The organism is Proteus sp. PR00224 (assembly GCF_016238105.1).
In the GTDB taxonomy this organism is placed as follows: Bacteria; Pseudomonadota; Gammaproteobacteria; order Enterobacterales; family Enterobacteriaceae; genus Proteus.
Genome location: NZ_JAEHQU010000005.1, coordinates 1 through 11,668 on the forward strand (window position 1 = coordinate 1; position 11,668 = coordinate 11,668).

An 11,668-nucleotide genomic window follows, 5' to 3' on the forward strand; every position below is an offset into this window, starting at 1 on the left:
TCTTCATTCTCTCAGTCAGTTTGCTTAGCGCCCTGTGCCGTGACAACGAGGACGCATTATAGGGAGTTTTCTGAGGCTGGCAATAGTTTTTTTAAAAAAAATGTTCGTTTGTTGGTAAATTAAACGAAGTGCCTATTTTTTGTGGCTTTTTAGCCATTTTGGCAAGTCTGCAAGGCTATCGAGAACAAAATCTGCACACTGTTGTGCCTCTTCAGTTATCTCTTTTCCAGTGCGAACAAGAATTTTATGACCCACTCCCGCAGTTTTTGCTGCCAACATATCTTCTTTTTTATCGCCAACCATATAAGAAGAAGCCATATCGATGTTTAATTGTGCTTTTGCATCCATAAACATACCTGAGGCTGGTTTGCGACAATCACATTCTTTCTTATATTCTTCTACAGTGGCGTCAGGATGATGAGGACAATAATAGATACCATCTAAATCAACACCTCTATCTGCCAAAGACCAATCCATCCACTCTGTTAGGTGTAAAAATTGATCTTCACTATAGTAGCCACGCCCAATGCCCGATTGATTAGTCACTAGTACCAAGGCATATCCCATAGCTTTTAATTCAGCCATTGCCTCAATCACGCCATCGATAAATTCAAAGTTATCAATTTCAGACACATAACCATGGTCTATATTAATAGTTCCATCGCGATCTAAGAAAATCGCAGAAATCCCCTTGCTCACAGCATTACTCCATTTAGATATTTTTATTAGTATCGCATGTTTTTTCTTATATAGAGAATGATATCCACGGCTTTCTTTCTTTATTAGTCTTCAACTCTTTTTTATTGACTTAGCCGTCTAGACGCCTTAACATCTATTTTAACTCGGGCAGAATAGTCTTTATGTCCCATATCTACTTATATAAAGAAAAACATGATTAAACTGACGAATATAAACAAAGTATTTAAGCAGGGAGAGCGTTCTATACAAGCGCTATCAAATATTAACCTGCATGTGCCACAAGGGCAGATTTTTGGTGTTATCGGATCGTCAGGTGCGGGTAAAAGTACACTTATACGTTGTGTGAATATGTTAGAAAAACCCACTTCAGGTGAAGTGCTTGTTGATGGGCGTGATCTCACAAAGTTATCTGATAAAGAATTAACGAAAGCACGTCGTGGTATTGGCATGATTTTCCAACATTTCAACTTACTGTCTTCACGTACCGTATTTGATAATGTGGCACTGCCATTAGAACTTGATAACACACCTCGCGCTGAGATTAATAAGCGTGTTAATGAATTACTTGAATTAGTTGGTTTATCAGATAAGAAAGAGTATTACCCAGCAAACTTATCTGGTGGACAAAAGCAACGTGTTGCAATAGCGCGTGCATTAGCAAATTCACCCAACGTTTTGTTGTGTGATGAAGCCACCAGCGCACTTGATCCAGCAACAACACGTTCTATTTTAGAATTGCTGAAAGACATTAACCGTCGTTTAGGCCTCACCATTTTATTAATCACTCATGAAATGGACGTTGTAAAACGCATTTGTGATCAAGTCGCAGTAATAAGTGGTGGTGAATTAGTTGAAAGTGATGCAGTGAGTGAAGTTTTCTCTCATCCAAAAACACCTGTTTCTCAGGCTTTTATCCAATCAACACTACAATTGGATATTCCTGAAGATTACAAAGAACGTATGAAGCCAGAGTGGGAAGAAGGTTTGTTCCCATTATTGAAACTTGAATTTAACGGTCAATCCGTTGATGCACCATTGATGTCCATCGTTGCTCGTCGTTTTGACGCAGATATTAATATCTTAAGTTCACAAATGGACTATGCCGGTGGTGTGAAGTTTGGCGTGATGTTAGCTGAGCTACACGGTAAGAATGGTAATACTGAAAAGTCGATTGCGTTTTTAGAAGAGCATCATGTGAAAGTAGAGGTTCTCGGTTATGTCTGAAGGAATGGTTTATTTATTAATTAGTGGGATCTGGGAAACCTTAGTCATGACCTTCGTTTCAGGCTTCTTTGGTTTTGTCATCGGGCTACCACTTGGTGTTTTACTTTATGTCACTCGTCCTGAACAAATTATGGCAAATCCACCTGCCTATCGTGTTATCTCAGCACTTGTGAATATTTTTAGGGCTATCCCTTTTATTATCTTACTAGTATGGATGATCCCTTTTACTCGCTTGATTGTAGGAACATCTATTGGCTTGCAAGCAGCCATCGTGCCATTAACTGTTGCCGCAGCACCTTTTATTGCTCGTATGGTCGAAAATACGCTATTGGAAATCCCACAAGGATTAATTGAAGCATCTCGTTCTATGGGTGCAACACCAATGCAAATTATTAAGAAAATTTTATTACCAGAATCTTTACCAGGCTTGATTAATGCTGCAACCATTACACTAATTACATTAGTGGGTTACTCAGCGATGGGTGGTGCTGTTGGTGCAGGTGGTTTAGGTCAAATTGGCTATCAATATGGTTACGTTGGCTATAATGCAACTGTAATGAATATTGTGATTGTTCTACTCGTTATTCTTGTTTTTATCATTCAGTTTTTCGGCGATCGCTTAGTGAAGCTGACAACACATAAATAATTAGATTGAAGGTTTCAATTATTAAATCGAAACCTTTTAATTAACAGATCAAATAAGGGTAAATGTATGTCATTGAAATTTAAATCGCTCGCAGTCGTAAGTGCTTTAGTTGGCGCATTAGTATTAGCTGGTTGTGGTGAAAAAGAAAAAGATCCAAACCATATTCGTGTTGGTGTTATTTCTGGCTCTGAACAACAAGTTGCAGAAGTAGCAAAACAAGTTGCTAAAGATAAATATGGTCTTGATGTAGAACTCGTTACTTTCAATGACTTCGTAATGCCTAATGAATCATTAAGTCGTGGTGATATCGATCTTAATGCATTCCAACACAAGCCTTATTTGGATCAACAAATTAAAGATCGTAATTTCAAGATTACTGCAGTAGGAAATACGTTTATTTACCCTATCGCGGGTTACTCTAAAAAAATTACTGATTTAGCTGATTTACCTGATGGCGCTCAAGTGGCTATCCCTAACGATCCAACTAACTTAGGTCGTTCACTGCTGTTATTAGAAAAAGTGGGATTAATTAAATTAAAAGATGGTGTAGGCTTATTACCAACGTCTTTAGATATTATTGAGAATCCTAAAAATCTAAAATTAGTAGAATTAGAAGCACCTCAATTACCACGTTCATTAGATGATCAAAAAATCTATTTGGCGGTAATCAATACCACTTATGCAAGCCAAGTAAACTTAACACCAGCAAAAGACGGTATTTTTGTTGAAGACAAAGAATCTCCATATGTAAATATCATTGTTGCTCGCGAAGATAATAAAGACAGTGAGAATGTGAAGAAATTTATTCAAGCTTACCAAACTGATGAAGTTGATAGTGCTGCAAATAAAATCTTTAACGGCGGTGCTGTAAAAGGCTGGTAATACGTTAAAATTTAACTTAATTATAAAAAAGGCGGACATTTGTTCGCCTTTCTCTTTTTTACTTGGCTAATTTGCATTAAATTAGTGCCGTTTAATTTTTGTATAGACAATAATAAAGAGGATATAACCCATGCACATGCGCTTGCTACTTCTTGGCATCATGGCGCTGTTTATGACAGGCTGTTCAATGCAAAAATCATCTGATGTTGATCAGTCTAAATTTACGGATATGCGTTTAAATAAACCAGGACAACCACAAAAACCGAGGTCACAAACTTTACCTTCAGTGCGTATTGTTGAAAAAACAGAAGACCTTTTAGGTGCACCTTTTAAAGATCTCGGTATTGTCGCTGGCGAGTCTTGTCGTCAAACATTACAAGACCCACCAGCAAGCTTACCTATTGCTAAAAAAAGAATGGCAACAAAAGCGGCTTACAAAAATGCGAATGCCGTTTTATTGCATGAATGCCAAATTGTCACAGGCTTAGGTTGCTATCAATCCGCCATTTGTGAAGGCACAGCCCTACTCATTACAAAATGAACACCTACCAAATGAATCCTATAGGGTATATTTCAAGCCCTTATAAAGAAAAATTTGCCGTTCCACGCCAACCTGGATTAGTCCAGGATGGCGGCGGTCAACTTATTCTACATACCCCTTATAATCACCCCGATGCAGTCAGAGGTTTAGAACAATTTAGCCACCTTTGGTTACTGTTTGTTTTTCACCAAACAGCACAACAAGGTTGGCATCCTTTGGTTCGCCCACCGAGATTGGGTGGAAACGCAAAGATTGGCGTTTTCGCCACCCGTTCAACCTTTCGTCCTAATCCAATTGGTATGTCGTTAGTTGAATTAAAAAAAGTAAATGCCGAAAATCAGTCTGTTATTTTAGAATTAGGCAGTCTCGATTTAGTGGATGGCACTCCTATTCTTGATATCAAACCTTATTTACCGTTTGCAGAATCTCGTCCAAATGCGATTGCAGGGTTTGCACAAGAAGCCCCTAATAACGAAATGCCAGTTTTCTTTTCACAGATTGCATCCGAACAACTGCAACACTATGCAAGTGAATACCCTCATCTTTCACGCTTTATTACCCAAGTATTACAGCAAGATCCTCGTCCTGCTTATAAAAAGGGAGAACAAAATGATAGAATTTATGCGGTACACTTACTCGAATTCAATGTTCGCTGGCAAGTCAATGGACAACAGACACTTGTTCTTAGTGTAGAACCGCGGTAACTTGCTATTATCTTCATTGATATTGCTATCATGAATAATCTAATCTGAGAGTCATTCTCATGTCTTTAGACAAATCAGATTGAAAAAAATGCTTTGCCCCTTTTGGCAGACCTAAGTCACTGGTAGACTAGAGCGTGTTGACCTTTGATGGTCGATTTTTATTCGAATTAAAAGCATTTTAGGCAAGGAGAGGGGCTCGCCGCCTAGTGAATTAGGCTAGCGCCTCTCAACGCAGAATAAAATGAGTGAAACGTCTTTTAATCGAACCCGTAGGGCTGTTTTTATTTTTAAGTGGTCATTGTTAATATCAATCAATGCCCAAACCCAAAATGTTGAATATATTGCTTGTTTTATAAATTTCTTTTGCTGTAAAAATAAGCAGCAAAGATCAACACGCTCTAGAGTCTTTCTCTAATTATATTGATATAGACTGGCGTGACAGTCAGCCTAAGTATTTTTGTTCTAATGGAACCTAATAATGCGTACTAGCCACTATTTGCTCTCTACTTTAAAAGAGACACCTGCTGATGCAGAAATTGTCAGCCATCAACTTATGCTTCGCGCAGGCATGATCCGTAAACTCGCTTCTGGTCTTTATGATTGGATGCCGACAGGGGTTCGTGTTCTAAGAAAAATTGAAAAAATTGTTCGTGAAGAGATGGACAACGCAGGATCTCTTGAGATTTCAATGCCCGTTGTTCAACCCGCTGACTTATGGCTAGAAAGTGGTCGTTGGGAACAGTATGGCCCTGAATTACTGCGTTTTTCAGATAGAGGTGAGCGCCCATTCGTTTTAGGCCCAACTCATGAAGAAGTTGTTACTGATATTGTTCGTAATGAAATTACCTCTTACAAACAACTTCCACTGAACTTATATCAAATTCAAACTAAATTCCGCGACGAAGTACGCCCTCGTTTTGGTGTTATGCGTTCTCGTGAATTTATCATGAAAGATGCTTACTCTTTCCATATCTCTCAAGAGTCTTTACAAGAGACTTACGACAGAATGTATGAAGCTTACAGCAAAATTTTCTCACGTATTGGTTTAGATTTCCGTCCAGTACTTGCAGATACAGGCTCTATCGGTGGCAATGCCTCTCATGAATTCCAAGTTTTAGCAGACAGCGGTGAAGATGACATCGTCTTCTCAACTGGCTCTGACTATGCAGCCAATATCGAATTAGCAGAAGCAGTAATGCCTGCAACTCCACGAGCTGCTGCAACTGAAGAATTACGTTTAGTGGATACACCAAACGCTAAAACAATTGCTGAATTAGTTGAACAATTCAATCTACCAATTGAAAAAACAGTTAAGACACTGATTGTTCATGGTACAAAAGAGAGTGGTCACCCATTAGTTGCATTATTAGTCCGTGGCGATCACGAACTTAATGAAGTTAAAGCAGAAAAATGCGCTATTGTTGCAGCACCTTTAACTTTCGCTACTGAAGCTGAGATTCGCCAAGCTGTCAATGCAGGTCCAGGTTCATTAGGCCCAGTTAATCTGCCACTACCTGTTATTATGGATCGTTCTGTTTCTGTGATGAGTGATTTCGGTGCAGGTGCAAACGTTGATGGTAAACACTATTTTGGTATCAACTGGGAGCGTGACCTACCTGTTGCTGAAATTGCAGACATCCGTAATGTTGTTGAAGGCGATCCAAGCCCTGACGGTAAAGGAACATTACTAATCAAACGTGGTATTGAAGTTGGTCATATCTTCCAACTTGGCACAAAATATTCAGAAGCATTAAAAGCAACCGTACAAAACGAAGAAGGTCATAACCAAATCGTTACTATGGGCTGCTATGGTATCGGTGTAACTCGTATTGTTGCTGCCGCTATTGAACAAAATCATGATGCTCGCGGTATTATTTGGCCAGATGCGATTGCACCATTCCAAGTTGCTATTTTACCAATGAATATGCATCGTTCTTATCGTGTTAAAGAAGTCGCTGACAAACTTTATGACGAATTACGTGCTCAAGGTATTGATGTTCTGTTTGATGATCGTAAAGAACGTCCGGGTGTAATGTTTGCTGATATGGAACTTATCGGTATTCCACACACGATCGTGATTGGTGATCGTAACCTCGATAACAATCAAATCGAATATAAAGCACGTCGTAGTGATGATAAATCACTAGTCAATGTTGATGATGTTGTTGCCTTTATCAAAGAGCAACTCGCTTAATCATTAAGCCTCTTGACGATAAGAGGCTTCATTGAGCAACAAAAAACCCGCAAAAGCGGGTTTTTTATTAGGAATAGAATAACTAAAACTTAGCTTCTGCTACCACGATGATTTCCACAAGAACCATGACGATTAAAACGAGGTTTTTCATCTGCAACAACTAAAGCTCGGTCATATTGACCGTCTTCCATTGAAGGACGAATACTGTAATAACCATTTACTTCGAGGTAAACAGGTGTTCCACCCTCAACACCCGTTGAGAAATAGCCTTTTTCCAATTCAATACCACTGGCTGCGTAAACACGCCCTGATTGGCAATCTTTAAACGTACCTGCATCAGCAAAATAAGTGAACTCGCCGGCAAGCTGTTTAGGTTGAACCTTAGCTAAAGTATAATTTAGTTCTGAATTAATAACGTTGCCATCAATATCAAGCATGACTAATTTATCTTCACGAGGTAAATAATAGCTCTTCTCACCATAACTATTAGTCAATGTCAGCTTATCTTTACCTAATACCCATGTTCCTGATTCAAAGAAACTACGTTTATCATCAGGTGAACCTTGATAGCTTTGCTCCATAACATAAGAGCCATCTTGATTAACAAGAATTGTCGTGTCGATGCCAGAGCAATCGGCACAAGGCAGAATACTGTTGTAAGTTTGGTCTACAATTTTTCCATCAAGTGATAAGCCAATATTATTTTGGCAACCTGACAGTATAAATAACCCAGCAGCAACGGCTGCAAATAAAAATTTTTTCCCCATCATCGACTCCCTACATTCTGGGTACTTTTTAATAAATCATTCTCTATATGATTCTAACATTTTTTAAAATAAAAGGGGGCAATAAAACAAGCTTTAAGATAAATGCACCCATAATTGTTAATTATTTCTCAAATCACTTCGAATAAAGAACTATTTCAGAAAATTATTATAATAACTATTGTGCTCACATCGAATAACAGCATAATGATTTTATTCTGAATTATTCACTGGCGGCAACACCGCCACGAAAGAGTGGTGAGGGAATATGTCAACAAATACAGAATATCAACCAATTAACTGTGATGATTATGAGTATCTGGAGTTAGCATGCCAGCGTGGTTTAGCGCTCCATATTGAACTGCATGATGGTGAGCTTATTGAAGGTGTTGCGGATGACCTTTTCTTAAGCAAGAAAGTTGAATACCTAAAAGTCAAAACGTCTGAAGGCTCTAAAGATTTACGACTGGATGTTATTGCCAGCTTTTCTAATCCCGAACTTGGGACAATTGTTATAAAATCGGAATAACCGAATAAAGAACAACCGCCAACTGGCGGTTGTTCATTCATGAGCCTTTCGCCACTCAATAGTAATAGCGTGTTCTGATGTTGCTTTTCCCTCAAAAGTAACAAATGTGTCAATAGCTGCAATTAACGTATCATTATAATAAATCAAAGGGATCCGGGTTCTACGCCAAGGTGCAACTTCAAGCTCTTGCCAAATCTTTTTACTATGTCGAGCATGCTCTCGCCCTACAATACGTAAAGATGCTTGTGTTAAACCAAAACGCACAGTGACTTTTTCATCACTCGAAGGCTTTCTGACAGTGTTTTTTCCAGTTTCGGCTACGAGTGATAGAGCACCTAATCCATTAGGTAAACATAAAGGCTCATTGAGCGACCACTCAATAGCATGCTCAGCAGGCTCTTTAATGATTGGAACTAGATAAAGGCGCTGTTTATAACGTCTGACTTCATCTTGATAAAATTGTAATCTAGGTTCAGCATCCGCTTTGGCTAAAGCCACTTCTTGCCATAGTCGTAATATTTGTTGTCTTGAAGGCATGGTTTTATTGTGTTTAGCAAACCAGCGCCTCAGTAAAGCATTGCGCTTTATAACACTACAATGGGCAAGTTGATTAATATCTAAGCTGTGTTCACTGTCCATTAAACTATTAAGTTCAGAATCTAATAGTTCGTCTAGTAGTGCTTCTTGTTCACCACACAATGCAGCACTTCTAGTTACCGCTTGTGAAAAATGAGGCCAACGTTGAGCTAGTAAGGGCATAACACGCAATCGTAAAAAATTGCGATCATAACGATCATCTTGATTACTATCGTCTTCTATCCAAATTAATCGTTGCTCTGTCGCATAGGACTCGATTTGCTCACGAGTAATATTAAGTAATGGTCGAAGTAAATAACTATTCTCAAACACCATCTTGGCAGGCATTGAAGACAATCCAGCAGGGCCACTGCCTCGCTTTAAAGCCAGTAAAAAAGTTTCAGCTTGATCATCTTGGTGTTGAGCAGTCACTAATACTTGTTGTGGCTGTAAATATCGGCGAAAAGCTTGATAACGCGCCTCTCTTGCACCATTCTCAAGACCGCCTTCTTTAGGGTCTACATTCACTTTTTCACTGATAAAATCGACACGCCATTGCTGACAATATTGTTTACAGTGGGCAAGCCAATCATCTGCTTTGATATTTAATCCATGATGAATATAGATAGCTGTTAATTCTAAAGGTAACTGGAATTCATCACGCAAACGAACAAGCCCATGCAATAAAACTGTTGAATCTACCCCACCACTAAAACCCACCAAAATTTTAGTGTAAGGATCAATCTGTTGTTTGATTTCTTCAAGAAGTGAACAGTTTTCCAGTTCCATAGCATTATCATTTATCTGTGAATTCAGATGATTATGTTAAGCTTTTCTACCTGATTTTGCACGAATACAAAGCATTCCTGCAATTAATACCATATCCAAGGATCTTGAATGGCTCATAGAAAGAGCCAAAAGAAAGCAGAATATTGATTATTCTGCCTTTGAACAAAAGCTATTTATGCTGTAAAACCACCATCGACCAAATAAGAGGCTCCAGTGACAAACGAAGCTGCGTCACTAGCCAAAAATGCTACAACATTAGCCACTTCTTCTGGCGTACCAAGACGACCAATCGGGTGCAATGTCGCCAACTTTTGCTTATCTAGTTCACGCCCTTCTAATAAAGGTGTATCAATATAACCTGGACAAACCGCATTAATACGAATACCTTTGCTTGCATAATCAATAGCAAGTGTTTGTGTCAGTAATTTAACACCACCTTTTGATGCACAATAGGCAGGAAACTCGTGTTGACCAACAAAAGAGCAAATCGAGCTACAATTAACAATTGCACCTGATAGTTTGTTTTTCAGCCAATATTGAATAGCTGCACGATTAATCAGAAAGAGCCCATTAAGATTAACGTCTAATACTCCTTTCCATTTTTCATATTCTAATTTATCTGCGATGTTATCAGTTAAAATACCAGCATTAGCAAAGATGAAATCCAGTCGCCCATATTTATTTACTACATAATCAATAAGTTGTTCGTTCTCTTTTTCACTTTTCACATCCATTTGTATAAATTCACCCGAAAGCCCTTTTTCTTTTAGGTATTTTTCTGCTTTTTGCCCTCGGGTTAAATTACAGCCAGTGATAACAACAGATGCGCCTAAAGATAGAAACTTTTCCGCAGAAGCTAATCCAATCCCGCTATTACCACCTGTAATTATCCCAACCTTACCATTAAACGATATCATCGCTTTTTCCTCACAAAAGAAGTAAATGACCCTATAAAATAATAGATAGGGTTGATTATTCTTTTAGTAAAAAAGTGAATTAATATTGTTTTTGAGATCAACTTAACACATTGATATATAATGCATTATAGTGAATATAACCTCATTTTATTATCTCAATGAGGATAGTTTTTAGAGACAAAAAAACCTCATGTTATCAACATGAGGTTTTCTTTTACTTTTTGAATAACGTGGTGCTATTAGCAGTAACCGTATTCCATTAAACGTTGGTAGCGACGGTTTGTTAGCTCTTCTGATTCAAATGCATCTAACTCGTCTAAATCAGCTTTGATTTGTGCTTTTAAAGACGCTGCAATTTCATCATAGTGACGATGTGCGCCACCTAAAGGCTCAGGAATAACTGTATCAATCAGCTTAAGCTCTTTTAAACGATTTGCAGTGATACCCATCGCTTCTGCGGCTAATGGTGCTTTATCAGCACTTTTCCAAAGGATAGATGCACAACCTTCTGGTGAAATAACAGAATAGGTGCTGTATTGCAGCATATTCACTTTATCACCAACACCAATGGCCAGTGCACCACCAGAACCACCTTCGCCAATAACAGTACAGATGATTGGCACGCCAAAGCGTGACATTTCACGTAAGTTACGTGCAATCGCTTCTGATTGACCGCGCTCTTCAGCACCAACACCAGGATAAGCACCTGGAGTATCAATAAAAGTGATAATAGGAAGATTAAAACGTTGCGCCATTTCCATTAAACGAAGCGCTTTGCGATAGCCTTCTGGCGCTGGCATACCAAAGTTACGGCGGATTTTCTCTTTCGTTTCACGCCCTTTTTGGTGCCCAATAACCATCACTGGACGACCATCTAAACGAGCGATACCACCAACAATGGCTTTATCATCAGCATAAGCACGGTCGCCTGCTAATTCTTGGAAGTCAGTAAAGATACGATGAATATAATCCAGTGTGTAAGGTCTTAATGGATGACGTGCAAGTTGTGCTACTTGCCATGCACCAAGATCAGAAAAAATCTTACGCGTTAGCTCTAGGCTTTTTTCTCTTAAGCGTGAAACTTCTTCATCGATATTAATATCAATTTTTTCATCATGTTGGCTAACTGCGGTTAGCGAATCAATTTTCGCTTCTAACTCGGCAATTGGCTGTTCAAAATCCAGAAAATTAAGACTCATAACA

General features: G+C 38.6%; 12 protein-coding genes. 7 read left to right on the forward strand and 5 right to left on the reverse strand.

From position 1 onward, the window contains the following. Positions 1 to 132: 132 nt before the first annotated feature. Positions 133 to 699, reverse strand: a complete 567-nt coding sequence (gene gmhB, locus JEP71_RS10160) for a D-glycero-beta-D-manno-heptose 1,7-bisphosphate 7-phosphatase (protein ID WP_109373134.1) — start codon at positions 697 to 699, stop codon at positions 133 to 135. 192 nt (positions 700 to 891) lie between these two features. Between gmhB and metN the strand changes: the two genes are divergently transcribed. The 6 genes from metN to proS all read left to right on the forward strand — a co-directional run bounded on the left by metN (position 892) and on the right by proS (position 6,890). After that, positions 892 to 1,923 (forward strand): methionine ABC transporter ATP-binding protein MetN, encoded by a 1,032-nt coding sequence (gene metN, locus JEP71_RS10165; protein ID WP_099074391.1) that lies wholly within the window; start codon positions 892 to 894, stop codon positions 1,921 to 1,923. After that, positions 1,916 to 2,569 (forward strand): methionine ABC transporter permease MetI, encoded by a 654-nt coding sequence (locus JEP71_RS10170; protein WP_109373133.1) that lies wholly within the window; start codon positions 1,916 to 1,918, stop codon positions 2,567 to 2,569. The genes metN and JEP71_RS10170 overlap by 8 nt, the downstream gene beginning before the upstream one ends. 66 nt (positions 2,570 to 2,635) lie before the next feature. Next, positions 2,636 to 3,451 (forward strand): MetQ/NlpA family lipoprotein, encoded by an 816-nt coding sequence (locus JEP71_RS10175; RefSeq protein WP_109373132.1) that lies wholly within the window; start codon positions 2,636 to 2,638, stop codon positions 3,449 to 3,451. A gap of 130 nt (positions 3,452 to 3,581) precedes the next feature. Then, the gene (gene rcsF, locus JEP71_RS10180; protein WP_109373131.1) at positions 3,582 to 3,992 is read left to right on the forward strand and encodes an Rcs stress response system protein RcsF; all 411 of its coding nucleotides are present in this window, start codon (positions 3,582 to 3,584) and stop codon (positions 3,990 to 3,992) included. Then, entirely contained in the window at positions 3,989 to 4,696 is a 708-nt protein-coding gene (gene tsaA, locus JEP71_RS10185) for a tRNA (N6-threonylcarbamoyladenosine(37)-N6)-methyltransferase TrmO (protein WP_198626180.1), read from the forward strand. Before rcsF ends, tsaA begins: the two co-directional genes overlap by 4 nt. Positions 4,697 to 5,174: 478 nt before the next feature. Next, complete coding sequence (gene proS / locus JEP71_RS10190) at positions 5,175 to 6,890, forward strand: proline--tRNA ligase (RefSeq protein WP_198620929.1); 1,716 nt, start codon at positions 5,175 to 5,177, stop codon at positions 6,888 to 6,890. An 89-nt stretch (positions 6,891 to 6,979) separates the two neighbouring features. On the opposite strand, the gene nlpE is transcribed toward proS, so the two are convergent. Beyond that, the gene (nlpE, locus tag JEP71_RS10195; protein ID WP_160230640.1) at positions 6,980 to 7,660 is read right to left on the reverse strand and encodes an envelope stress response activation lipoprotein NlpE; all 681 of its coding nucleotides are present in this window, start codon (positions 7,658 to 7,660) and stop codon (positions 6,980 to 6,982) included. A gap of 262 nt (positions 7,661 to 7,922) precedes the next feature. Between nlpE and rof the strand changes: the two genes are divergently transcribed. After that, on the forward strand, positions 7,923 to 8,183 hold the full coding sequence (gene rof, locus JEP71_RS10200; RefSeq protein WP_109373127.1) for a Rho-binding antiterminator: 261 nt from the start codon (positions 7,923 to 7,925) through the stop codon (positions 8,181 to 8,183). 33 nt (positions 8,184 to 8,216) lie between these two features. On the opposite strand, the gene tilS is transcribed toward rof, so the two are convergent. The 3 genes from tilS to accA form a co-directional block, all read right to left on the reverse strand. Beyond that, positions 8,217 to 9,548: a tRNA lysidine(34) synthetase TilS gene (gene tilS, locus JEP71_RS10205; protein ID WP_198626181.1), complete on the reverse strand. Its 1,332-nt coding sequence runs from the start codon at positions 9,546 to 9,548 to the stop codon at positions 8,217 to 8,219. 173 nt (positions 9,549 to 9,721) lie between these two features. Next, positions 9,722 to 10,465 carry an SDR family NAD(P)-dependent oxidoreductase gene (locus JEP71_RS10210; RefSeq protein ID WP_198626182.1) on the reverse strand — a complete coding sequence of 248 codons (744 nt, stop codon included), beginning with the start codon at positions 10,463 to 10,465 and terminating at the stop codon, positions 9,722 to 9,724. A 239-nt stretch (positions 10,466 to 10,704) separates the two neighbouring features. Next, positions 10,705 to 11,664 carry an acetyl-CoA carboxylase carboxyl transferase subunit alpha gene (gene accA, locus JEP71_RS10215; RefSeq protein ID WP_109373124.1) on the reverse strand — a complete coding sequence of 320 codons (960 nt, stop codon included), beginning with the start codon at positions 11,662 to 11,664 and terminating at the stop codon, positions 10,705 to 10,707. Positions 11,665 to 11,668: the final 4 nt, after the last annotated feature.